Source organism: Brevundimonas sp., from assembly GCF_030682035.1.
Classification (GTDB): domain Bacteria; phylum Pseudomonadota; class Alphaproteobacteria; order Caulobacterales; family Caulobacteraceae; genus Brevundimonas.
In genome coordinates this window covers 136,049-158,904 of sequence record NZ_JAUXQZ010000014.1, presented here as the reverse complement: position 1 = coordinate 158,904, position 22,856 = coordinate 136,049, and the positions used below count along the sequence as shown (strand labels likewise).

General features: G+C 70.4%; 16 protein-coding genes. 6 read left to right on the top strand and 10 right to left on the bottom strand.

Going from position 1 to position 22,856, the window contains the following annotated elements:
* Positions 1 to 70 precede the first annotated feature (70 nt).
* From Q8K49_RS02630 to Q8K49_RS02620, 3 genes are all read right to left on the bottom strand, one after another.
* Entirely contained in the window at positions 71 to 3,742 is a 3,672-nt protein-coding gene (locus Q8K49_RS02630) for a PAS domain S-box protein (RefSeq protein ID WP_305303869.1), read from the bottom strand.
* 13 nt (positions 3,743 to 3,755) lie between these two features.
* Positions 3,756 to 4,898, bottom strand: a complete 1,143-nt coding sequence (locus tag Q8K49_RS02625; RefSeq protein WP_305303868.1) for a two-component system response regulator — start codon at positions 4,896 to 4,898, stop codon at positions 3,756 to 3,758.
* Positions 4,899 to 5,034: 136 nt separating this feature from the next.
* Entirely contained in the window at positions 5,035 to 6,105 is a 1,071-nt protein-coding gene (locus Q8K49_RS02620; RefSeq protein WP_305303867.1) for an adenosine deaminase family protein, read from the bottom strand.
* A 98-nt stretch (positions 6,106 to 6,203) separates the two neighbouring features.
* On the opposite strand from Q8K49_RS02620, the gene Q8K49_RS02615 reads away from it, so the two are divergent.
* On the top strand, positions 6,204 to 7,172 hold the full coding sequence (locus Q8K49_RS02615) for a BMP family protein (protein WP_305303866.1): 969 nt from the start codon (positions 6,204 to 6,206) through the stop codon (positions 7,170 to 7,172).
* 116 nt (positions 7,173 to 7,288) lie between these two features.
* Positions 7,289 to 8,797, top strand: a complete 1,509-nt coding sequence (locus tag Q8K49_RS02610) for an ABC transporter ATP-binding protein (RefSeq protein WP_305303865.1) — start codon at positions 7,289 to 7,291, stop codon at positions 8,795 to 8,797.
* Positions 8,798 to 9,515: 718 nt separating this feature from the next.
* Here the strand turns inward: Q8K49_RS02610 and Q8K49_RS02605 are convergent.
* The 3 genes from Q8K49_RS02605 to ssb form a co-directional block, all read right to left on the bottom strand.
* Complete coding sequence (locus tag Q8K49_RS02605; RefSeq protein WP_305303864.1) at positions 9,516 to 11,021, bottom strand: ABC transporter substrate-binding protein; 1,506 nt, start codon at positions 11,019 to 11,021, stop codon at positions 9,516 to 9,518.
* A gap of 70 nt (positions 11,022 to 11,091) precedes the next feature.
* On the bottom strand, positions 11,092 to 12,210 hold the full coding sequence (nagA, locus tag Q8K49_RS02600) for an N-acetylglucosamine-6-phosphate deacetylase (protein ID WP_305303863.1): 1,119 nt from the start codon (positions 12,208 to 12,210) through the stop codon (positions 11,092 to 11,094).
* Between the two features lie 53 nt (positions 12,211 to 12,263).
* Positions 12,264 to 12,794: a single-stranded DNA-binding protein gene (gene ssb, locus Q8K49_RS02595; RefSeq protein ID WP_305303862.1), complete on the bottom strand. Its 531-nt coding sequence runs from the start codon at positions 12,792 to 12,794 to the stop codon at positions 12,264 to 12,266.
* Between the two features lie 120 nt (positions 12,795 to 12,914).
* Here ssb and Q8K49_RS02590 point away from each other — a divergent pair, with 120 nt between their 5' ends.
* A complete protein-coding gene (locus tag Q8K49_RS02590; RefSeq protein WP_305303861.1) occupies positions 12,915 to 14,894 on the top strand; it encodes a RecQ family ATP-dependent DNA helicase in 1,980 nt (659 codons plus the stop codon).
* A 60-nt stretch (positions 14,895 to 14,954) separates the two neighbouring features.
* Positions 14,955 to 17,933, top strand: coding sequence for an excinuclease ABC subunit UvrA (gene uvrA / locus Q8K49_RS02585; protein ID WP_305303860.1), 2,979 nt, complete (start codon positions 14,955 to 14,957; stop codon positions 17,931 to 17,933).
* Between the two features lie 4 nt (positions 17,934 to 17,937).
* Here the strand turns inward: uvrA and Q8K49_RS02580 are convergent, their stop codons facing one another.
* Together Q8K49_RS02580 and Q8K49_RS02575 are read right to left on the bottom strand one after the other, a co-directional pair.
* Positions 17,938 to 18,999 carry an STAS-like domain-containing protein gene (locus tag Q8K49_RS02580; protein ID WP_305303859.1) on the bottom strand — a complete coding sequence of 354 codons (1,062 nt, stop codon included), beginning with the start codon at positions 18,997 to 18,999 and terminating at the stop codon, positions 17,938 to 17,940.
* A gap of 46 nt (positions 19,000 to 19,045) precedes the next feature.
* Positions 19,046 to 19,429 (bottom strand): hypothetical protein, encoded by a 384-nt coding sequence (locus tag Q8K49_RS02575; RefSeq protein ID WP_305303858.1) that lies wholly within the window; start codon positions 19,427 to 19,429, stop codon positions 19,046 to 19,048.
* A gap of 95 nt (positions 19,430 to 19,524) precedes the next feature.
* On the opposite strand from Q8K49_RS02575, the gene Q8K49_RS02570 reads away from it, so the two are divergent.
* On the top strand, positions 19,525 to 20,127 hold the full coding sequence (locus Q8K49_RS02570) for a 2-hydroxychromene-2-carboxylate isomerase (protein ID WP_305303857.1): 603 nt from the start codon (positions 19,525 to 19,527) through the stop codon (positions 20,125 to 20,127).
* 44 nt (positions 20,128 to 20,171) lie between these two features.
* Here Q8K49_RS02570 and Q8K49_RS02565 read toward each other — a convergent pair whose 3' ends face one another.
* On the bottom strand, positions 20,172 to 20,744 hold the full coding sequence (locus Q8K49_RS02565; protein ID WP_305303856.1) for an SWIB/MDM2 domain-containing protein: 573 nt from the start codon (positions 20,742 to 20,744) through the stop codon (positions 20,172 to 20,174).
* Between the two features lie 37 nt (positions 20,745 to 20,781).
* Between Q8K49_RS02565 and Q8K49_RS02560 the strand changes: the two genes are divergently transcribed.
* Complete coding sequence (locus Q8K49_RS02560) at positions 20,782 to 21,141, top strand: phage holin family protein (protein WP_305303855.1); 360 nt, start codon at positions 20,782 to 20,784, stop codon at positions 21,139 to 21,141.
* Between the two features lie 25 nt (positions 21,142 to 21,166).
* On the opposite strand, the gene Q8K49_RS02555 is transcribed toward Q8K49_RS02560, so the two are convergent.
* Positions 21,167 to 22,774 carry a M48 family metalloprotease gene (locus tag Q8K49_RS02555; RefSeq protein ID WP_305303854.1) on the bottom strand — a complete coding sequence of 536 codons (1,608 nt, stop codon included), beginning with the start codon at positions 22,772 to 22,774 and terminating at the stop codon, positions 21,167 to 21,169.
* Positions 22,775 to 22,856 lie beyond the last annotated feature (82 nt).

The window sequence follows — 22,856 nt, the reverse complement described above, 5'->3', positions numbered from 1 at the left end:
AGCCCTCGCCTCGGAGGGTTCGGGCCTGCGCCGGCGCGATGCCCTGCGCAGGCACGCCATCGCGTCCGGCTCAGCCCGCGCGCAGGGCGCGCAGCGCGGCGGCGGCGCGCGGGTAGTCGAAACGGCGCAAGCTGGCCTCGACCGCTTCGACGGCGGCGCCGAACTGCGCGTGCAGGCCCGGCGCCAGGTGGCGGAAGACCGTCGCGGCCTCGAAGTCACCGCCCTGCAGCAGCGCCTCCAGGCGGTCCAGCTCGCCCGGCTCCACCGCATCGGCCAGCGCCGCGGGCGCCGTCGGGGCTTGCGGCAGCCCGGCATCGATGGCCGCCACCAGGGCGTGCAGCGCGCGCTGCAGCGCGGCCGCGGCCGCGGCGATATCCGCGGCCGGACTCGCGCCGGCCACCGCACGCTCCAGCGTGTCGGCCAGTGGCGGCACGCGCAGCGAGCCTATGGATGCCGAGGCGCCCTTGATCGAATGCGCCGCGCGCTTGAGCGCTTCCCACTCACCGCGCTGCAGCAGGTGCGCCACATCGTCGGGCCCGTCACGGTAGTGCAGCGCGAACTGCCGCAGCACGCGGTAGTAGACCTCCGTGCGGCCGCCCACGTAGCGCAGAGCCAGCGGCGCGTCCAGGCCCTCGATGGCGGGGACGTCCGGCCCGGGCGGCGCCGGTTCGGGCCGCAACGCCTGCGCCGCGACGGCACTCGCATGGGCACTCGCACCCGGACCCGCCGGCCCGCCGGGCAGCCAGCGCCGCAGCGCCGCGTACAGGCTCGCCGGGTCCACCGGCTTGGCGATGTGGTCGTTCATCCCGGCGGCCAGGCACGCGGCGCGGTCCTCGCCGAAGGCATTCGCCGTCATCGCCAGGATGGGCAGCGACGGGCTGGCTGGAGACTGGCGGATGCGGCGGGTGGCCTCCAGGCCGTCCATGACGGGCATCTGCATATCCATCAGCACGAGGTCGTAGCGGGTGTCCTGCAGCTTGGCGAGCGCCTCGACGCCGTTGTCGGCGACCTCCACGCACAGGCCGACCGCCTGGATCAACTCGACCGCCACATCCTGGTTGACGGGGTTGTCTTCCACCAGCAGGATCCGGGCGCCCTCGCAAAGGCCGCGCAGCTCCGTTTCGGCATCGGCCGGCGGCATGCGGTCCGGCGCCGGCAATGCGGCCAGGCTGGCCGGCAGCCGGGCGGTAAACCAGAACTCGCTGCCGACCCCGGGCTCGCTGGTGACGCCGACCTCGCCGCCCATCAGTGCCGCGAGGCGCCGCGTGATGGCCAGGCCCAGGCCGGTGCCGCCGAAACGGCGGGTCGTGGAGGTGTCGGTCTGCACGAAGGCGCCGAACAACTCGCCGAGTTTCTCGCGGGCGATGCCGATGCCGGTGTCGCGCACCGCCAGCCGCAGGTGCAGCAGCTCGCCCTGGCGGTCCAGCAGCTCGGCGCGCACGGTGATGCGCCCCTGCTCGGTGAATTTCACCGCGTTGGTCAGCAGGTTGAGCAGGGCCTGTGACAACCGCGTCGGGTCGCCCCGCAGCGCGTCGGGCGTCACCGCGGTGTCGGTGACGATCTCCAACCCCTTGGCCTGGGCACGTTCGGCGACCAGCGCGCAGCTGCGCGAAATCACGCCGGCGAGCGAGAAATCGATGACCTCGAGTTCGAGCTTGTCGGCCTCGATCTTCGACAGATCGAGCACGTCGCTGATCACCTGCAGCAGGTGGCCCGCGGCCTGCGACACCTTGCCCAGGCGCTCGCGCGCCACGGCGTCGCCGGCATCGCGCCTGAGCAGGTGCGTCAGGCCGATGATGGCGTTCAGCGGGGTGCGGATCTCGTGGCTCATATTCGCCAGGAACGAGCTCTTGGCCCGGTTGGCGGCCTCGGCCCGGTCGCGCGCCAGCAAGAGTTCGGTATTGGCCTGCTGCAGTTGCAGCGTGCGCTCGTCCACCAGCGCCTGCAGCTGGTGGCGGTGGCGGTCGAGCTCGGCACCCAGCCGCTTGTGTTCGGTGATGTCCTCGCCGATGAACAGGTAGTGCGCGATCTGCCCATCGGGCTGGCGGATCGGCGCCGCGTGCACGAAGACCTCGTAGCGCTGGCCGTCCTTGCGCTGGCTGCTGTACTCGCCTTGCCAGTGCTCGCCGGCGGCCAGCGCGGCGCGCATCCCCGATCCGCTTGCGGTCGGCGCCAGCGCCGGCTGCAGCCGGCGCAAGGGCTGGCCCAGGGCCTCGTCGCGCGAGAGGCCGCTGATGCGCAAGAGCGCCTCGTTGACGAACTCGACGCGCCCCTGGTCATCGGTGACGGCGATGCCCACCGGGCTTTGCTCGACGGCCAGCGAGAGTTTGCGCAGCTGCTGCTCGGCCTCGTGGCGCTCGGTGGTATCGCGGAAGACGGCCATGACCAGCTGGCGGCCCGCGATGGTGGCGGCACTGGTGCGCCCCTCGACATGCCGCAGGGTGCCGTCCTTGCGCCGATAGACGGTCTCGAAGCCGAGCTTGCCCGGCGCGGCGGGCTGGAGCACCCGCGGCAGGGTGTGGGGCGGAAATTGCGTATCCCAGTCCCAGACATGCAGGGTCTTGAGCTCGTCGCTGCCATACCCCACCAACTGCTCGAAGGCGGCGTTGGCCTCGTAGACCGTGCCGTCCGGATTGAGCACCAGGATGCCGTCGGTGGATTCCTCCACGAATACGCGGCGGCGCAGCAGCTCGTCTTTCAGCGCGTCTTGCTCACGTTGGCGCGCGGCGGCGTGGACACGCGCCAGCTCCAGTGAGCGCTGCTGCCGCAGCAGCAACCCGATGCCCGCCAGCCCCAGCAAGACCAGTACACCGCCGGCCACCGCCCACGCGGCGTCCCGCCGGGCCCCGGCGCGCACCTCGGCGAGATCCAGCTTGACCATCAGAAACCAGTCGGTGCCCGGCACCGGCCGCACGGCGCCCAGCACCGGCACGCCGCGGCCATCCACCCCCTTGGCCGCGCTGCCGACGGGCAGAGTTCCCAGCACGGCACGCCCCACCAGCAGACCCGGCGTGTGGACAGGCACTCGTTTGTTGGCCAGCACGTCCAATAACTCGTCGCCCTCGCGTTGCCCCAGGCGCGAGACGGCCGTGGCACCGGACCCCGGCCAGGCCTGCAACAGGGGTGACAAGGCCTCCACCGGATTCACCCTCAGGACGACGACGCCCTCGGTCTGCGGGCCCGCCGCGGCCGGCGGCACCGCGAAGTCGAGGTTGGGCTCGCCGTCGATGAAATAGATGACGCTGTGCTGCACCTGGCGCGTGGCCCGCGCCCGCTGCGCGGCCGCGCGCAGCGGCGCCGGCGCGGGCCCCGTCAGGCCGGTCTCGCTGGCCACGATATCGCCGCGCTCGTCGACGATCAGGATGCTGTCGCCGCGCAAGGCCTTGCGCAGCTCGACCAGGCGCTCCATGAGCCGGGCGCGCTCCGCGGCGTCACCACCTGCGCCCGCGCCGTGGTAGCGCGCGCCCCAATGGGCGATGGCGCCCGCGACCCGCGCGTGCGTCCCGGTGTGCTCGACCCAGGCGCCGATCTCGCGCGAGCGCAGGTCGACCACCGCCTCCAGCTCCGTGGCGCTGCGCAATTCATGCTGGTCGAAAGTCCAGCGCACGGCGCCTGCCGTCAGCGCAACGATCAACAGCGCCGCCCCCGCCCACACCAACTGGGGAGACAACGGCAGCCTGCGGCCGCGGCCGCCTGCGTTGGCTGGCGTGGGGCCGGCAGCGGGGTCGGCGGCGGGGTCCATCCGGGGCGGGCCTTCAGTGGCTGGTGGCGGGGCCCGTCGTCGCGGCGGCCCAGGCCATGGGCTCGGCGGGCAGGGGCTCGTCCGGGTAGCGGCGGGCGATCTCGCAGAAATCGTCGAAGCCGTCCAGGAAGAGGTCGAGCAGGTCGGGGTCGAAGTGCCGTGCGCGCTCGGCCGCCATGGTGCCGCGCACCTGGGCCACGGGCATGGGCGCCTTGTAGACGCGGCGCGAGATGAGGGCGTCGAAGACATCGGCCAGCGCCATCAGCCGCGCGGCCAGCGGAATGGCCTCGCCGGCCAAACCGCCGGGGTAGCCGCTGCCGTCCCAGCGCTCGTGGTGGCGCAGCGCGATGTCCTTGGCGTAGGCGAGAAACTTCACCGGCTCGTGGGCATCGGCCTCGGCCCGTGCGATGGCGTCGGCGCCGAGCTTGGAGTGGGTCTTCATGAGCGCCCATTCCTCGGGCGTGAGCTTGCCCGGCTTGAGCAGCACGGAGTCGGGGATGCCGACCTTGCCGATATCGTGCAGCGGCGCCGATTTGGCGATCAGCGAGATATCGTGCTCGTTCAGCTCCGCGGCGAAGCGCGGGTGCCGGCTGGCCCGCCGCGCCAGGGCCTCGACGTAGCGCTGGGTGCGCAGGATGTGGTTGCCGGTCTCGTTGTCGCGCGTCTCGGCCAGCCGCGCCAGGGCGCGGATGGTGACCTCCTGGATGACCAGGTTCTCGTGCAGGCGCAGCGCGATCTCGGTCTCCAGCGTGGCGTTGTGCTGCTGCAGGAGGTCGCGCGCGCGCTTGAGCTCGAGGTGGGTGTGCACGCGGGCCAGCACGATGGCCGGCCGCAACGGCTTGGTGATGTAGTCCACTGCGCCCAGCGTGAGGCCGCGCTGCTCGTCCTCGGGCGCGTTCATGGCGGTGACGAAGATGACCGGAATATCGCGCGTCTCGGCCGCGGCGCGCAGCCGCTCCAGCACTTCATAGCCGTTCATCTGCGGCATCATCACGTCGAGCAGGATCAGGTCGGGCTGCGGCGCCTGGCGCACCAGCTCCAGCGCGCGATCGCCGGAGTTGGCCGCGCGCACCTTGTAGTGCTCGCACAGCAACTCGCCCAGCACCGTGAGGTTCTCCGGGCTGTCGTCGACGATCAGAACGGTTCGCTGCGACACGCAAGTCCTTAGTCGCCCGAAGGCGCCACATTTGGACTATCGGCCCGTTGTGCGGCATCTGAAGCGCGCCCCGGGGGCGAAGCCACCCTTTTTGCCTTCACCGGACAGCGCAGTATGTCGCGAATGCGGAGCGCTCTCAACGGTTTTGAAGCGCCTCGCCCGCCGCGGCGATGGTCTGCTGCGCCTGCCGGCGCTGCGCCTGCGGCAGAAAGCTGTGCCCGGCGGCCTGGTGGGCCATGGCCAGCAGGTCGCGCTCGGTCAGCGGCGTGTGCGCCAGCAGGTCGGCGGCCTCTGACGACTGCGTGATGCAGCTCATGAGCCGGTTGTCGGTGTGGTAGCTCAGGCTCACGCCGGCGTGCCACAGCGCGGTGATGGGGTGGCTGGCGATCGACGCCGCCGCGCCGGTGTGCACGTTGCTGGTCGGGCAGATCTCCAGGTGCACGCCCAGGGCCTTGATTTCATCGAGGAGGGCGCCGCGCTCCGGGTAGCGCAGGGCATCCACCAGGTGCACGCCATGGCCGATGCGCCGCGCGCCCAGGCGGGCGGCCTCGACCACGCGCTCGGCCGCGTCGGCCTCGCCGGCGTGCAGCGTGAGCGCCAGGCCGGCCTCGCGCGCCAGGCGCAGCGCGCCGGCATGCTCGCCCGGCGGGTGCCCATGCTCGGCCCCGGCGAGGTCGAAACCCACCACGCCGCGGTCCATGAATTTGATCGCCAGGCGCGCCGCGCGCGCGGTTTCCTCGGGCGGCAGGTGGCGCATGGCGCAGACGATCAGGCCGCTTTGCTGCTGCAGCGGCAGCGCACTGCGCGCCAGGCCGGCGAGCAAGGCCTCGACCGCGGCCTCGCCGGCGACGCCGTGGGTTTCGAAGAGCAAGGGCGCGATGCGGAATTCCGCCAGCACGGCGCCGTCGGCCTGTGCATCTTCGGCGGCTTCGAAGGCCACGCGCTCCATCGCCGCGGGGCTGGACATGGCCTCCACGGTCAAGGCGAACCCCTGGAGGTACTTCACCAGGCTGCCGGCGTGGGCGTTGGCGTCGAACCAGGCGGCCAGCGTGGCCTCGTCCGGCGCCGGCGGGGTGATGCCGCGCTCGCGCAGCAGCTCGAACAAGGTGGCCACGCGCAGCCCGCCGTCCAGATGTTCGTGCAGCAGCACCTTGGGCAAGGCGCGGGCGCGGGCCCGCAGGGCGGCGGGGTCGAAATCGGTGGTCATGGCGCCATCCTAGTGCCGCCGGCGACGGGCTGGCGGCGGGCGGGCGGCGCAAGACTTGCTATCCTGCCGCCCACCGACAAACCTGCAAACTCAAGCCCATGAAACTCAAGCCCACCTTGCTCGCCCTGCTCGCAGCAGCGGCCACCGGCACCGCCCTGGCCGAACCGGCCGTGATCTTCGACATGGGCGGCAAGTTCGACAAGTCGTTCAACGAGGCCGGCTACCGCGGCGCCGAGCGCTGGAAGAAGGAAACCGGCAAGTCGTATATGGAGTTCGAGATCTCCAACCCCACGCAGCGCGAGCAGGCCATCCGCCGCATGGCCGAGCGCGGCGCCGACCCCATCGTCGGCATCGGCTTCAGCCAGGGCAGCGCGATCGAGAAGGTGGCCAAGGATTTCCCCAAGATCAAGTTCGTGATCATCGATTCGGTGGTCGACCTGCCCAATGTGCAAAGCATCGTCTTCAAGGAGCACGAGGGCAGCTTCCTCGTCGGCATGATGGCCGCGATCGCCAGCAAGTCGGCCAAGGTGGGCTTCGTCGGCGGCATGGACATCCCGCTGATCCGCAAATTCCAGTGCGGCTACGAGCAGGGCGCCAAATACGCCAACCCGAAGGTCACCGTCACCGCCAATATGACCGGCACCACGCCGCAGGCCTGGAACGACCCGGCGCGCGGCGCCGAACTGGCCAAGGCGCAATTCGCCGCCGGCGTGGACGTGATCTTCGCTGCCGCCGGGGGCACCGGCCTGGGCGTATACCAGGCGGCCAAGGACGCGGGCAAACTGGCCATCGGCGTGGACAGCAACCAGAACCACCTGCAGCCCGGCACCATGCTCACCAGCATGGCCAAGGGCGTGGACGTGGCGGTGTACACCGCGTTCAAGGGCGTGACGCCGGGCATGACCTCGCTGGGCCTGAAGGAAGGCGCCGTCGAGGCCTCGCTGGACCAGCACAACGCCAAGCTGGTGACGCCCGAGATGAAGAAGCGCATCGACCAGGCCAAGGCCGATATCGTGGCCGGCAAGATCAAGGTCATCGACTACATGGCGAACAACGCCTGCAAGTGACCCCCCCCGGAGCGCCTTCGGCGACTCCCCCCCAGGGGGGCGCCGCCAGCGGCCCGGCGCAGCCGGTTCCGCGGCGGCCGCTGGATCGCGTCGCCGATGCGCCATTGGCGGTCGCCATGCGCCACATCGACAAGCGCTTCGGCGCGGTGCATGCCAACCGCGATGTGGCGCTGACCGTGGAGGCCGGCACGGTGCACGGCATCGTCGGCGAGAACGGCGCGGGCAAGAGCACGCTGATGGCTATCTTGTACGGCTTGTACCAGGCCGACAGCGGCGAGATCGCCATCGAGGGCCGGCCAGCGCGCATCGACGGTTCGCGCACGGCCATCGCGCTGGGCATCGGCATGGTGCACCAGCACTTCATGCTCGTCGACACGCTCTCGGCGCTGGACAACGTGATGCTTGGCGCCGAACCCGGCTGGCGCTTGCAGGCCGCGCGCGCCCAGGTGCGCACCCGGCTCGAGGGCTTGATGCGCGAGACCGGCCTGGCGGTGAAGCTCGACGCCCTGGTGGCCGAGCTGCCGGTGGGCGAACGCCAACGGCTGGAGATCCTCAAGGCGCTATACCGCGGCGCGCGCATCCTGATCCTCGACGAACCCACCGCCGTGCTCACGCCGCAGGAGACCCTGCACCTCTTCGACACCTTGCGTGGGCTGCGCCAGCGCGGCACGACGATCCTGCTCATCACCCACAAGCTCAAGGAGATCATGGCCCTGTGCGACACCGTGACGGTGATGCGCGCCGGCCAGGTGGTGCTGGACTGCGCCATCGCCCAGACCAGCCTGGATGGCCTGGCGCAGGCCATGGTGGGCCGGCGCGTCAACCTGGGCCGCGACGGTGGCGCGGCGGCCCCCGGCGCGGTGCTGCTGCAGGCCCAGGGCCTGGGCTGGAGCGATGCGATGGGCGTGCCGCGCCTGACCGATGTGTCGCTGACCCTGCGCGCCGGCGAGATCGTCGGCGTGGCCGGCGTTTCGGGCAACGGGCAGAGCGAGCTGCTGGACACACTCTCGGGCCTGCGCGTGCCGGCGCAGGGCGAGCTGCGCCTGGCCGGGCAGGTCTTCACGCCCGCACGCTGGCTGCACGCGCGCCAGGCCCGCGAGCTGGGCGTGGCCCATGTGCCCGAGGACCGCCACCGCCGCGGCCTGGTATTGCCCTTCGCCGCCTGGGAATCCAGCGTGCTGGGCTACCAGCACCGGCCGCGCTACAGCCGCCGCGGCTGGATGCGCCAGCGCCAGATGAAGCAGGACTGCGCGGCGATGATGGAGCGCTACGACGTTCGGCCGCGCAACGTGCTCTTGCCATCGAGCAAGTTCAGCGGCGGCAACCAGCAAAAGCTGGTGCTCGCGCGCGAGGCGCAGATCGACGACCGCGAGCCGCAGGTGCTGCTGGTGGGCCAGCCCACGCGCGGCGTGGACATCGGCGCCATCGAGTTCATCCACGGCCGGCTGCGGGCGATGCGAGACGCCGGCGGGGCGGTGCTGGTGGTGTCGTCGGAGCTCGACGAGATCCTGGCGCTGAGCGACCGCGTGGTGGTCATGAATGGCGGGCGCATTGCGGGCGAGTTGCCAATCGGAGAGTGCAGCGAAGCCGCGTTGGGGCGGCTCATGGGGGGGGCGGGGGGGTGATGGTTGCTGCTGCTGCTGCTGCTGCTGCTGGCTTGCAGCGCAGGCCCGGTGTTTCTTCTGCGCTCGCAGAGGGGAGGCCGGGGGTTTGCCTTCGGCTGGCGGGTTCTTCTGTCTGCTCGCAGTGGAGGCCGGGGTTTCGGCCCGGCGGCCGACTCCCTTTCTTTGCTGGTGCAAAGAAAGGAAGCAAAGAAAGCACCTCAATACGGAGGTGGTTTGGTTTGGCGGGGCGGTCGCTGCGCTCCGCACGGCGGCGCGGCAGGCTCTCGCCCAGGGGGGCTCGACAGGGCCACTTGGTGGCAGCGTGGTGGATCGATGCTGCAAACCGCTCGACGAAAACCAATACACAAGCTCGAGCGCTGCTGCCGGCCCCGCGGGTCTTTGCCTTTCGTCGAGATCCGCTGCCAGCCCTGCGGGTCTTTGCCTTTCGTCCAGCGGGCCGGCGCACAGGGCCGCCACGGTCTATCAAGTGGCCCTGTCGAGCCCCCCTGGGCGAGAGCCTGCCGCGCCCCCAGGCGGAGCGTAGCGACCGCCCCGCCACCCCAACCACCGCCGTCTTCAAGGTGCTTTCTTTGCTTCCTTTCTTTGCACCAGCAAAGAAAGGGAGTCGGCCGCCGGGCCGAAACCCCGGCCTCCACTGCGAGCAGACAGAAGAACCCCCCGCCGAAGGCGAACCCCCGGCCTCCCCTCTGCGAGCGCAGAAGAAGCCCCGACAAACCCCTCACTGCCAGCTCATCGCCGAAAGATCATTCACGAACACCGGCATGTCCTTCCACAAGCCCTTCAGGCGAGCACTCGCCACCGTGATCCAGGTCGGCTGGTAGAGGTACACCGCGACGGCGTCCTGGGCCACCAGCCGCTGCGCATCGGCCATCAGCCGGTTGCGCTCATCGATCTTGATGGTGGCCTGGATCTTCGCCCACAGCGCATTGAACTCGGCCGACTCGTAGCCCCAGTAGTAGCCGGGCCGCGCGAAGTTGCCGAAGTCCAGGGGCTCGACATGCGAGACGATGGTCAGGTCGTAAGCCTTCTGGCCGTATACGCCGGACAGCCACTGCGCCCACTCGACGTTCTCGATCTTCGCGGTGATGCCCACCTTGGCGAGCATCGCCGCCACCACCTCGCCGCCCTGGCGCGCGTAGGGCGTGGGCGGCAGCTTCATCGTCAGCTCCAGCGGCAGCGCCACGCCGGCCTGGTGCAGCAGGGCCCGCGCCTTGGCCTGGTCGTAGGGGTTGAGGGCCGTGGTATCGATGTAGCCCGGCGCGCCCGGCACGTAGTAGCTGCCGATGGGCACGCCAAAGCCGTCGGCCGCGCCTTCGATCACCGCCTTGCGGTCGATCGCCGCGGCGATGGCGCGGCGCACACGCACATCGTCCAGCGGCTTGCGCTTGTTGTTGAGGGCCACGATGGTCTTGGCGCGCGAGCCCCCGATCAGCACCTGGAACTTCCTGTTTCCCTCGAACTGCTTGAGGCTGCGCGCCGCGGCCACGCGCGGGAAGACGTCCACGTCGCCCGAGAGCAGCGCCGCCACCTGGGCGGCGGGGTCGCTGATGAAGCGCATCGTCACGCGCCTGAGCTTGACGTCCTTGGCGGCGCGGTACGCGTCCCAACGCAGCAGCGTCACCGCCGAGCCCTTGGCCCAGTGCTCCAACCGGTACGGGCCGGTGCCGGTGGGCTGGGTGTGGTTGCTGCCTGCGCTCTTGGGCTCGACGATGATGGCCGTGGCCTGGCCCAGCTTGAAGAGCAGGTCGGGGTCGCCGTTTTTAAGGGTCAGCTCCACCATGGCGGCGTCGGGCGTGGCGATGCCTTCGATATTGGCGAAGGTCGCCTTGTCCTTGTTCGTGCTGGCCTTGTCGGCGGCGCGCTCGAAGGAAAACTTCACCGCCGCGGCGTCGAAGGGCTCGCCGTTGTGGAATTTCACGCCCTTGCGCAGCTTGAAGGACCACAGCCGCAGGTCGGGCGAGACGCTCCAGCTCTCGGCCAGCAGCGGCGTGGTCCTGCCGTCGCTGTGGATCTTGGTCAGCGTCTCGAAGATGTTGTACAGCGCGACTTCGGCGATCGCCGACGCCGCACCAGCCGTCGGGTCCAGGCCCGGTGGCTCCAGCGTCATCGCGAGCACGGCCGTGTCCTTCCTGGGCTGCGCCAGCGCCGGGTGGGCTGCCAGTGCGAGGGCCAGCAGGGCCGCGCCCGCCGTGGCGGTGGCGCGAACAGTCGTCAAGCGGATCATCGTGTGGACTCCAGGGGGTGAAGTGGGCAGGGCCGGGCTTGCGATGCTACCGGCGCGGGCCGCGCGGCACTCAGGTGCCCTGTGCCACGGCCTGGCCTTCGGCAAACACCTGGCGCAATTCGAGCGTGGCCGCATCCAGCACCACCAGGTCGGCCCAGGCGCCGACCTCGAGCCGCCCGCGGTCGGCCAGGCCCAGGTACTGCGCGGCGTGCAGGCTCACGCGCGCCGAGGCTTGCGCCAGCGGCAGGCCGATGGCCACCAGGTTGCGCAGCGCCTGGTCCATGGTGAGCGTGCTGCCGGCCAGCGTGCCGTCGGCCAGGCGAACGCCGCCCAGGCACTTGGTGACGGTCTGGCGGCCCAGGCGGTACTCGCCGTCGGGCATGCCGGCGGCGGCCGTCGCGTCGGTCACGCAGAACAGGCCGGGAATGGAACGCAGCGCCGCGCGGATGGCGCCCGGGTGCACGTGCAACAGGTCGGGAATGATCTCGGCGTGCTGCGCATGGGCCAGCGCCGCACCCACCACGCCGGGGGCGCGATGGTGCAGCGCGCTCATGGCGTTGAAGAGGTGCGTGAAGCCGCTGGCGCCCTCCTCCAACGCGGCCACCGCCTGCTCGTAGCTGGCCGCGCTGTGGCCCAGCTGCACGCGCATGCCCGCGCCCACCAGGGCCGGGATGAGCGCCAGGGCGCCCGGCACTTCGGGCGCCAGCGTGAGCAGCCGGATCGGCGCGATGGCGTGCAGCGCCAGGATCTCCGCCAGCGCCGGCAGCCGCGCGAAAGCCGGCTGCGCGCCCAGCTTGTCGGGGCTGATGTAGGGCCCCTCGAGGTGCACGCCGAGCACGCGCGCCGCGCCGCTCTCGCGGTGGGCGCAGGCCGGCGCCAGCGCGCGCAGCGCGGCCTCGATCTCGGCCAGCGGCGCGGTCATCGTGGTGGCCAGCAGCGCTGTGGTGCCGTGCTGCGCGTGCTGGCGCGCGATGCGCGAGACGGCCGCACCCGCATCCATGGTGTCGGCCCCGCCGCCGCCGTGCACGTGCAGGTCGATAAAACCCGGCAGCAGCACCGGCGTGGCGCGGTCGGCGCGGACCTCCATCTCGGTGACCGACGCGCCGTCGATCTGCGTGATGCGCCCCTGGCCCCACGCCAGCGTACCGCGAACGAAACCGCCGGGGGTGAGGATGTGGCCCGCGATCACCGGGCCGCCCTGCCTTCAGGCCCGCCGGCAATCGGGAAAGCGAACGACGCCACTCAGAACGGGATGTCGTCGTCCATATCGTCGAAGCCGGTGGCCGACTTCGCTGCGGGCTTGGCTGCCGCCGGGGCCGCGCTGCGGGCCGGTGGGGCGCTGCGCGGGGCCGGGGCGCTGCCCGCCTCGTCGCCAGCGCCGGTCGCGCCGCCACCCTCGCGGCCGCCGAGCAGCTGCATGTCGGTGGCCACGATGTCGGTGCTGTACTTCTCGACGCCGTCCTTGTCGGTGTACTTGCGTGTCTTCAGGCGGCCCTCGACGTAGACCGGGCGGCCCTTCTTCAGGTATTCACCGGCGATCTCGGCCATGCGGTCGAAGAAGGTGACGCGATGCCACTCGGTTTCTTCCTGGCGCTCGCCGCTGGTCTTGTCCTTCCACTGCCGGCTGGTGGCGATGGTGACGTTGCAGATCGCCGAGCCGCTGGGCATATAGCGCACTTCGGGGTCTTTGCCGAGATTGCCGACGATGATGACTTTGTTGACTGAGGCCATGGTCTGCTCCGAAGCGGCGGTGAAGGGGGGGGGTGGGTTCATTATCGCGCCCCTCCTCGCGGCCACCATCGCCCGAAGGGGCTCGCCCGACGGCGGGCCCCCGAGGCGGGGAGGGGCCGTGAGTGGCTCGTGAGCGAGCCTCGCGTAGCATCGCGGGCCACCATGTCTGCCGTGCTGTCCGAGACCCAAGAACCCCGCGCCAGCCTCGCGCAGCGGGTGCTGCACGAGGTCTTCGGCTACACCCGCTACCGCGGCGCGCAGCAGGAGATCATCGAACATGTGGTCGCCGGCGGCGACGCGCTGGTGCTCATGCCCACGGGTGGCGGCAAAAGCCTGTGCTACCAGGTGCCGGCCATCGTGCGCCACCGCGGCGGGCAGGGCGTGGCGGTCGTGGTGAGCCCGCTGATCGCGCTGATGCACGACCAGGTGGGGGCCCTGCATGAACTGGGCGTCAGCGCCGAATTCCTGAACAGCACGCTCGACGGCGACGAAGCCCGGCAGATCGAGCGCGAACTGCTCGCCGGCCGCCTGGTGCTGCTCTACGCCGCGCCCGAGCGCATCCTCACCCCGCGCTTCATGGCCATGCTCTCGAGCTTGCATGAACGCCATCTGCTCAGCCTGTTCGCCATCGACGAGGCGCATTGCGTGAGCCAGTGGGGCCACGATTTCCGCGAGGAATACCTCGGCCTGAGTGCGCTGCACGAGCGGTTCCCCGGCGTGCCGCGCCTGGCGCTCACGGCCACGGCGGATGAGCACACGCGCGCCGACATCATTCAGCGCCTCAAGCTCGAAGAGGCGCGCCTGTTCGTCGCCAGCTTCGACCGCCCCAATATCCGCTACACCATCGTCGAGAAGGACGACCCGAAGAAGCAGCTGCTGCGCTTTCTGCGCGACGAACACGACGGTGACGCCGGCATCGTCTATTGCCAGAGCCGCAAGCGGGTCGAGGACACCGCCGCCTGGCTGGCCGCGGAGGGCCTGACCGCCCTGCCCTACCACGCCGGCCTGGACGCCGATACGCGGCGCCGCCACCAGGACCGCTTTCTGCGCGAGGACGGCGTGGTGATGGTGGCCACCATCGCCTTCGGCATGGGCATCGACAAGCCCGACGTGCGCTTCGTGGCCCACCTGGACCTGCCCAAGAATATCGAGAGCTACTACCAGGAAACCGGCCGCGCCGGGCGCGACGGACTGAGCGCCGACGCCTGGATGAGCTACGGCCTGGCGGATGTGGTCAACCAACGGCGCATGATCAACGAGAGCGAGGCCGAGGAGGGTTTCAAGCGCCTGCAACGCACCAAGCTCGACGCGCTGCTGGCGCTGGCCGAGGCGCACGACTGCCGGCGCGTGCGGCTGCTCTCCTACTTCGGCGAAGAGAGCCCGCCCGCCGCTGGGCCGCCCCAAGGCGGGCGGAGCCCCCTTGGGGGGCAGGGAGCGCACGAAGTGCCGACCGTGGGGGCTCGATATTCTTGCGGCAATTGCGACAACTGCTTGCACGCCCCCGCCACCTGGGACGCCACCGAGGCGGCGCGCAAGGCCCTGAGCTGCATCTACCGTTTCCGCCAGGCCGGCGGCCAGCGCTACGGCGCGGGGCACCTCATCGACGTGCTGCGAGGCAAGGCCACCGAGAAGGTGGCACAGCATGGGCACGAGCGGCTGTCCACCTTCGGCGTGGGTGCCGAGGTGAGCGAAGGGCAGTGGCGCCTGGTGCTGCGCCAGCTCATCGCGCTGGGCCATGTCCAGGCCGAGGGCGAATTCAACACCCTGGCGCTGGCCGAGACGGCGCGCGAGGTGCTGCGCGGCGAGGTGCCGGTGCGGCTGCGCGTGCCGGCCGAAACCAAGGCACGCGGCAAGGCCACGCGCGAGAAGAGCGCCCGCGGCAGCCCAGGCAAGCCGCCACCCCTGCCGCTGGACGCCGCGGCCACCGCGTGCTTTGCCGCGCTGAAGGCCTGGCGCGCCGAGGTGGCGCGCGGCCACAACCTGCCGGCCTACGTCGTCTTCCACGACGCCTCGCTGGCCGAGATGGCGCGCGAGCAGCCCGCCACGCTGGAGCAGCTCGCCGGCATCAGCGGCGTGGGCGCCAAGAAGCTCGAGGCCTACGGCGCCGAGATCCTGCGCGTGCTCGCCACCGCCGCTGCTTAGGACCGGCCCGGCGCGGGCGGGGCGCGTCGCTATCATGCTTGGTTGCCCCACGAAGCCCCCATGCCGCGCGAACCGAGCCCCCAAGCCACCCTGGAAACCCACGTCCTGAAGGTGCCACATCAGGAGGCCCGCACGCTACGCGTCCGGGGTGCCCGCACGCACAACCTGAAGAATATCGACCTCGACATCCCCAAGCACGCGCTAGTGGTGATCACCGGGCTGTCGGGCTCGGGCAAATCGAGCCTGGCCTTCGACACGCTGTATGCCGAGGGCCAGCGCCGCTACGTCGAGAGCCTGAGCGCCTACGCTCGGCAGTTCCTGCAGCTGATGGACAAGCCCGATGTCGATGTCATCGAGGGCCTGTCTCCGGCCATCAGCATCGAGCAGAAGGCCACCAGCCACAACCCGCGCAGCACGGTGGGCACGATCACCGAGATCCATGACTACCTGCGGCTGCTCTACGCCCGCGCCGGCACGCCCTACTGCCCCGACCACGATCTACCGCTGCAAACCGCCAGCGTCGCGCAGATGGTGGACGCCGTGCTGGCGCTGCCCGAGGACACGCGGCTGATGCTGCTGGCGCCCGTGGTGCGCGACCGCAAGGGCGAGTTCAACGAGCTCTTCGAGGACATGCAGGCCCGCGGCTACGTGCGCTTCCGCGTCGGCGGCGACGGCAAGCCCGGCGAGGTGGTGGAAGCCGAAGGCCTGCCCACGCTGAAAAAGACCGAGAAGCACGATATCGACGTCGTCGTCGACCGGCTGCGTACCAAACAGGATATGAAGCAGCGCCTGGCCGAGAGCTTCGAGGCCGCACTGCGCATCGCCGACGGCCGCGCCATTGCGCTGGAGATGGACACGGGCCGCGAACACCTCTTCAGCAGCAAATTCGGCTGCCCGGTGTGCAGCTACTCGCTGCCCGAGCTGGAGCCGCGGCTGTTCAGCTTCAACTCGCCGGTGGGTGCCTGCCCGGCCTGCGACGGCCTGGGGCAGGTCACGGCGTTCGACCCCGAGCGCGTGGTCGCCTTCCCCACGCTGAGCCTGGCCGCCGGCGCGGTGAAGGGCTGGGACCGGCGCAATGCCTACACGCATTCGCTGCTGGAAAGCGTGGCGCGGCACTACGCTTTCGATATCGAAATGCCCTTCGAGGCCCTGCCCGAGAGCACGCGCCAGGTGCTGCTCTTCGGTTCAGGCGAAGACGAGATCGAATTCACCTATCAGGCCGAGGGCGCGCGCGGAAGATCGCGCAGCGTCAAGCGCAGCCACCCCTTCGAAGGGATCATCCCCAACTTTGCTCGCCGTCTCAAGGAGACCGATTCGGCAGCCGTGCGCGAAGAGCTCGCCCGCTACCAGGCCGCCAAACCCTGCCCGCAATGCCGGGGCTCGCGGCTGCGGCGCGAGGCGCGGCATGTCTTCATGCACCACCACGATGGCGACAAGGGCCGCCCGATCTACGACGTGGAGCACGCCACGCTGGCCGACGCGCTGGCCTACTTCGAGACGCTCAAGCTGGTGGGTGCCAAGGCCGAGATCGCCGACAAGATCGTGCGCGAGATCCGCAGCCGGCTGCGCTTCCTCAACGACGTGGGCCTGAACTACCTGAGCCTGGACCGCGGCGCCGACACGCTGTCCGGCGGCGAGGCGCAGCGCATTCGCCTGGCCAGCCAGATCGGCAGTGGCCTGTCGGGCGTGATGTATGTGCTGGACGAGCCGAGCATCGGGCTGCACCAGCGCGACAACGCCAGGCTCATCGGCACCTTGCGGCACCTGCGCGACCTCGGCAACAGCGTGCTCGTGGTCGAGCACGACCAGGACATGATCCTGGCCGCCGACCATGTGGTCGACATGGGCCCGGGCGCCGGCGTGCACGGCGGGCGGGTGATGGCCCAGGGCACGCCGCAGGAGGTGGCTGACAACCCCGATTCACTGACCGGCCGCTACCTGGCCCACACGCTGCGCATCGAGGTACCGAAGCAGCGCCGCGCGGCCAGCGGCTTCGGCGCGGCGCCGCTGCGGCTGAGCATCGTGGGCGCGCGCGGAAACAACCTGCGGGGCGCGACAGGTCAGGGCGTGACGGTCGACATCCCGGTGGGCCTGCTGACCTGCGTGACCGGCGTCAGCGGCTCGGGCAAGAGCACGCTCATCAACGACACGCTGTACACCGCGGTGGCGCGCAAGCTCTACGGCAGCCACGCCGAACCCGCGGCGCATGACCGCATCGACGGCATGGACCATTTCGACAAGGTCATCAACGTCGACCAGAGCCCCATCGGCCGCACGCCGCGCAGCAACCCGGCCACCTACACCGGCCTGTTCACGCCCATCCGCGAGCTCTTTGCCGAAGTGCCCGCGGCGCGCGAACGCGGCTACGGCGCGGGGCGCTTCAGCTTCAACGTCAGCGCCACGAGCGGCGGCGGCCGCTGCGAGGCCTGCGAGGGCGACGGCGTGATCAAGGTCGAGATGCACTTCCTGCCCGACATGTACGTGCCCTGCGACACCTGCCACGGCGCGCGCTACAACCGCGAGACGCTGGAGGTGCTCTACAAGGGCCGCAACATCACCCAGGTGCTGGAACTCACGGTGGAAGACGCCTACAAGTTCTTCGGCGCCGTGCCCAACCTGGCGCGCAAGCTGCAAACGCTGCTCGACGTGGGCCTGGGCTATATCCGCCTGGGCCAGGCCGCCACCACGCTGAGCGGCGGTGAAGCCCAGCGCGTCAAGCTGGCGCTCGAACTGAGCAAGCGCGACACCGGCCGCACGCTGTACATCCTGGACGAGCCCACCACGGGCCTGCATTTCCACGACGTGGGCATGCTGCTCAAGGTGCTGCACCAGTTGCGCGACGCCGGCAACACCATCGTCGTCATCGAGCACAACCTGGACGTCATCAAGACCGCCGACTGGCTCATCGACATGGGCCCCGAAGGCGGCGCCGGCGGCGGCCTGGTGGTGGTGGCCGGGTCACCCGAAGAAGTGGCGGCGCACGAGGGCAGCCACACGGGGCGGTTTCTCAAGGCGATGCTGGCGAGCCCAGTGGCCTGAAGGCTCAACGCCCGGTCACGCGCCGGATCATGGGCAACACGCCAGGCCCGGCGTTCGTGGGCCACAGTTCGATGCCCGGGTGCGCCGCGGCGAAGACGCGAAACAGCTCGTCGGCAAAGGCCTGGCCGATCTCGGGCACTCCTTCGAAATCCAGTTCCACGACCTTGAAGCGGTCGATGCCCGAGATCACGCGGCGCGCCTGCGAGCGCGACAGCAGGTTCTCGCGCCCGAGCCGGGCCAGGCGCACCGGCACCACCGTGCGGTCGAAGGTGAGATCGTCGGGGGCACCGGTGGTGTAGTGCTCGAACAGTTCGCGCAGCACCACGCGGGAGTGGGTGCGCATGGCCATGCGCACGGTCGTCCCCTGCATCGGTGCCGCCTCGGGCGCCGCACCGGGCAATTCGATCAGGCGTTCGCTCTCGGGCTGGCCCGGCTCGGGGTTGCGGCGCTCATAGACCAAACCGTTGGCCTCGAGGCGAAAGACCGAGAAGGCCCGCGAGGTGAAGAAGATGCCTTCGCCGCTGTGGCGGGCGGGGTCGGTAGTGACGCGGCCCTTGGCCAGCTCCAGCAGTGCCAGGCGACGGTCTGCCAAGCCGAAAGCCCGGCTCACGCGCTCGAAGATGCCCACGCCGTCGTCGCCAATGGTGATATAGACCACGCCACCGGCCACCGCGCAGCTCAGCCTGAGCCGCTGGCCGGCGGAGTGGTCGCAGGCGTTGTTGACCATCTCGGTCACGCCGTAGTGCAAGGCGTTCTCCACATTGGCCGGCAGGCTGAGCCAGGGCGCCAGGTGCTGCTCCCAGACCGCGGACTCGTCCAGCCCCGCCAATGGCAGTTCGGCTTCGATCCAGCGGCTCGGGCCGGGCGCGAAGACCGGCCGAGTGGCCCCGCCCGTGCGCAGCACGAAGGCCTCGCTCACCAGTTGCCGCACCACCGGCGCGGCCGCCGAGCGTGTGACCCCGAAGGACCGGGCCAGTGCGCCGGTGAAGTCCTTCGGGTGCGCGGCCACCTGGGCCGTGGCCCAGCGGCGCACGGCGTTCATCGGCAGGAGCAAGGGGCGGGCCATGGGCGAATGTTGACAATCCGGGCCGGATTGTCAAGTTTGGTGGACGTCAGCGCGCGGCCGCCTTCATCGCCGCCACGATGCGCACCGTCTCCACGCTCACCGCCGCCACGCGGCCGAGCAGAGCGATGACCTTTTCCTTGTGCTCGGCAAAGCGGTAGGTGTCGAACTTCTCGCGGATGGTCGGGTCCTTGGCCTCCCAGTAGCCAAAGGGCACGCGCAGCTGGTGCAGCAGCGCGCCGTCCACGAAGCGCGTGTCCCGGGTGGCGCTGTCGAGCTTGTATTCGGGGATGAAGACCAGCTCGTGCTGCCGGCCCCAGCCCTTGAGCAGGTCCTTGAAGGCCTCGCGCACCACCGACTCGCGGCGCTTGCCGCCGACCTTCTTCAGGCGGTCGAGCTCGGCGAGGAATTGATGGATCAGGACCTGACTCATCTGGCGCCCATGTGGTCGCGCTCCTCTCGGGGCATTTCACCATAGGCACGCCGCGCCGATAGACTGCGTCCCGCCCCCCACGCGAAAGCCGCGCCATGCCCCATTCCATCGACTACTACCTCGCCCTGCAGTCGCCCTGGACCTACCTCGGCCACGAGCGCTTCGTGCGCATCGCGGCGGCGGCGCGCGCCCCGGTGCACGTGCGACCCATGGACCTGGGAAAGGTATTCCCGGTCTCCGGCGGCTTGCCTCTGCCCAAACGCGCGCCGCAGCGCCAGGCCTATCGGCTGGTGGAGCTCCAGCGCTTCAGCGCATGGCTGGGCCTGCCGCTGAACCTGCAGCCGAAGTTCTTCCCGGTGTCGGCCGACGACGCCGCGCGGCTGGTCGTCGCCGTGGACCTGGCCGACGGCGCGGCCGCCGCACTGCAGCTCAGCGGCCGCGTGCTGGCCGCGGTGTGGGTGCAGGAGCGCGATATCGCCAGCGCCGCGACGCTGGCTGAACTGCTGGCCGAGTGCGGGCTTCCTGCGGAGCGGCTGGCGGCGTCGATGTCCGCCGAGGTCCTGGCCCACTACGAGCGCTGCACGCAGCAGGCCATAGACGCCGGGGTCTTCGGCTCGCCCAGCTACGTCGTGGAGGGCGAGATCTTCTGGGGCCAGGACCGCCTGGACTTCCTCGAGCGGCGCCTGGCGCGCCCATAAAAAAGGGCCCCGAAGGGCCCGCAAGAAATTCGGCGCTCAGCGGCTCACTTGAGGTGCTTGCTGATTTCCTTGGTCATGCCGAACATGCTGATCGGGCTCACACCGACCACGGCCTTGAGCTTGGCGTCGGCGTTGATCATGGTGCGCTTGATCTTGTCTTGAAGATTGTTCTTCTTGATGTACTCCCACACCTTCTTGGTGACCTCGGTGCGCGGCAGCGGCTTGTCGCCGATGACGGCAGCCAGCGCGGCGCTCGGGGTCAGCGGCTTCATGAAGGCCGCGCTCGGGGTGCGTTTCTTGGCCGGGGCGGCCTTCTTCGCAGGCGCCGCCTTCTTGGCCGGGGCGGCCTTCTTGGCGGGCGCCGCCTTCTTGGCCACAGCGGCCTTCTTCACAGGGGCGGCCTTCTTCGCCGGGGCCTTCTTCGCGGGAGCTTTCTTAGCAGTTGCCATTTGGAGGTTCTCCGTCAGTTGATGAGGGATGCCGGTCACCGTGCAGGCCTCGCATTCCTGAACTTGGAAGCGGAACTGTCTTTCCTGGTAAACGGGCAGCCGCGATGGTAATCCCAGGTGCGGCCGCTGAGAAGCAGTTTTCATAGGTAAAAGCAGCTTATGCGCCACGCTATGAGCCCGCCGGACACCGCGCTATGCTTCAAACATGAAGATCATCGTGCGTTGGTTGCTGCTCGCCGCGGCCCTTTTGCTGGTGGCAAGTCTGTACTCCGGGGTCAGCGTGGCGAGCTTCGGCACGGCCCTGATCGCCGCCCTGGTGCTGGGTCTTTTCAACACGCTGGTGCGGCCGCTGCTGGTGCTGCTGACGCTGCCGGTGACGCTGTTGACCCTGGGCCTGTTCCTCTTCGTCATCAACGCGCTGATGTTCTGGGCTGCCGCCGAGGTGCTCGACGGCTTCGGTGTCGCCGGCTTCGGCGCTGCACTCATCGGCTCGGTGCTGTACAGCCTGTGCGGCGTATTCATCGACGCCGCGGTCGAGCGCGTCTTCACTCCGTCTTCCGACTGAAGGCCCTTGCGGGCCGCTTTGCAGGCTACTGCGGCGGCTCGTCGCCCGGGCCGGGCCGTCGGCTCTCGCCGCGCGCTTCCAATGCGAGCTGACGCCGCTGGGCCATGAGCTGGCGCAGGCGCGCGTCGATCACCGAGGCCTCGATGAAATCCTGCCCGGCCGTGGTTCGCGTCGCCGCCTGGGCGGCGCGCAGGCGATCGACGGCGCCGACCAGGTCGCCGACCACGGCGCGCGCTTCGGCCCCGGCGCGCATGGACCGCAGCTTCAGGCCCAGGGCGTCGCTGGTGGCGGCCAGCAGTTCCCAGCCCAGCGCGTCGTGCGGCTGCTCGGCCAGCCAGGTCTGCAGCGCCTCGGTGCTGCTGCGCAGCGGCACGGCTGCGCCGCCCGCGTCGCGGCGGTGCAGCTCCAGCGCGGCCTGCGCGCGCAACAGCAGCACCGGGCGGCCGCTGGCGCCGGGCGGCAGGTTGTCCAGCGCCTGCATGGCCCCGGGCGCATCGCCATGGGCCAGCCGCACCTGGGCCTGCAGCAACTGCAGGGCGCGCTCGGCGCGCGGCTCGCGCGGGCGAGCCGTGCCGGCCAGCTGCAGCGCCTGCGCCACCTGAACTTCGGCGCGCGCGTGATCGTTGAGGAAGGAGGCCGCCATGGCCCCAGCGTAGAGCGCCGCCACGCGGTCGGCCAGCAACGGCGACGAGGTCTCGCCGGACAGGCGCTGCAGCGCCCGCGTGCCCTCGGACATCAGCACGCGCGAGCGCGCCTGCATCAGCGCGTGCTGCAGCGTGAGCGGGGCCGGCGCGCTGTTGGCCAGCAACGTGCGGTTGCGCGCCTCGCTGATGCGGTCCACGGTGAGCGGGTGGCTGCGCAAATAGGGGAAGCCGCTGTTGTCGTTCAAGCGCGTGGAGGCATCCAGGTTGTCGAACATCGCGGCCATCGCCGAGGGCGCGTAGCCCGCGCCCACCAGCACGCCGAAGCCGATGCGATCGGCTTCGCGTTCGACGTCGCGTGAGTAGTTGAGCTGGCTCTGGATGGCCGCGCCCTGCCCGCCCATGATCGCGGCATTGGCGACGTCGACGTTGCCGGTGCGGCTGGCTGCGATGATGCCCAGCAGCAGCGTCGCGAGGGCCAGCATCGAGGCCTGCTGCTGCGGCGCGATGCTGCGTGCGATATGGCGCTGCGTGACATGCGACATCTCGTGCGCCAGCACCGAGGCGAGCTGGTCGCTGGTGGAGGTGATGAAGATCAGGCCCAGGTGCACGCCGACGAAGCCGCCCGGCAGCGCGAAGGCGTTGACGCTGCGGTCGCGCACCAGGAACGGTTCCCAGGCGAAGGCAAGGTCGGTGTCGGCGTCGATATTGCCGAGCTGCCGTGCTGCGGCCACGAGCGGGCTCCAGATCGACTGCAGGTACTCCAGCAGCACCGGGTCGTCGAGGTACGCCGGGTCGCGCCGCGCCTCGCGCATGATCTGCTCGCCCAGGCGGCGCTCGGCACCCACGCTGAGGTCCTGCGAGGCCGTCTCGCCCAGCGAGGGCAGGCGCACCTGGGCCCGCGCCGGTGCAGGCAAGGCGCTGAGCACCGTGCAGGCCGCCAGGGTGGTGGCCAGCCGGCGGCGCCACGGGGGGGTTCGGACAGGGGTCAAGGCGGGTCTCGGCGGGCGGCAACAAAGGGTTGGAACGCCGCAGGGGCGCAGCGTTCCCTGTGGCTATCATGACACCGCCTTG

Excerpts from the sequence above, each read along its gene's own strand:
- Q8K49_RS02630 (WP_305303869.1), bottom strand. The coding sequence starts at position 3,742 with ATGGACCCCGCCGCCGACCCCGCTGCCGGCCCCACGCCAGCCAACGCA.
- Q8K49_RS02620 (WP_305303867.1), bottom strand. The coding sequence starts at position 6,105 with ATGACCACCGATTTCGACCCCGCCGCCCTGCGGGCCCGCGCCCGCGCC.
- Q8K49_RS02615 (WP_305303866.1), top strand. The coding sequence starts at position 6,204 with ATGAAACTCAAGCCCACCTTGCTCGCCCTGCTCGCAGCAGCGGCCACC.
- Q8K49_RS02610 (WP_305303865.1), top strand. The coding sequence starts at position 7,289 with ATGCGCCACATCGACAAGCGCTTCGGCGCGGTGCATGCCAACCGCGAT.
- Q8K49_RS02605 (WP_305303864.1), bottom strand. The coding sequence starts at position 11,021 with ATGATCCGCTTGACGACTGTTCGCGCCACCGCCACGGCGGGCGCGGCC.
- ssb (WP_305303862.1), bottom strand. The coding sequence starts at position 12,794 with ATGAACCCACCCCCCCCCTTCACCGCCGCTTCGGAGCAGACCATGGCC.
- Q8K49_RS02590 (WP_305303861.1), top strand. The coding sequence starts at position 12,915 with ATGTCTGCCGTGCTGTCCGAGACCCAAGAACCCCGCGCCAGCCTCGCG.
- uvrA (WP_305303860.1), top strand. The coding sequence starts at position 14,955 with ATGCCGCGCGAACCGAGCCCCCAAGCCACCCTGGAAACCCACGTCCTG.
- Q8K49_RS02580 (WP_305303859.1), bottom strand. The coding sequence starts at position 18,999 with ATGGCCCGCCCCTTGCTCCTGCCGATGAACGCCGTGCGCCGCTGGGCC.
- Q8K49_RS02575 (WP_305303858.1), bottom strand. The coding sequence starts at position 19,429 with ATGAGTCAGGTCCTGATCCATCAATTCCTCGCCGAGCTCGACCGCCTG.
- Q8K49_RS02570 (WP_305303857.1), top strand. The coding sequence starts at position 19,525 with ATGCCCCATTCCATCGACTACTACCTCGCCCTGCAGTCGCCCTGGACC.
- Q8K49_RS02560 (WP_305303855.1), top strand. The coding sequence starts at position 20,782 with ATGAAGATCATCGTGCGTTGGTTGCTGCTCGCCGCGGCCCTTTTGCTG.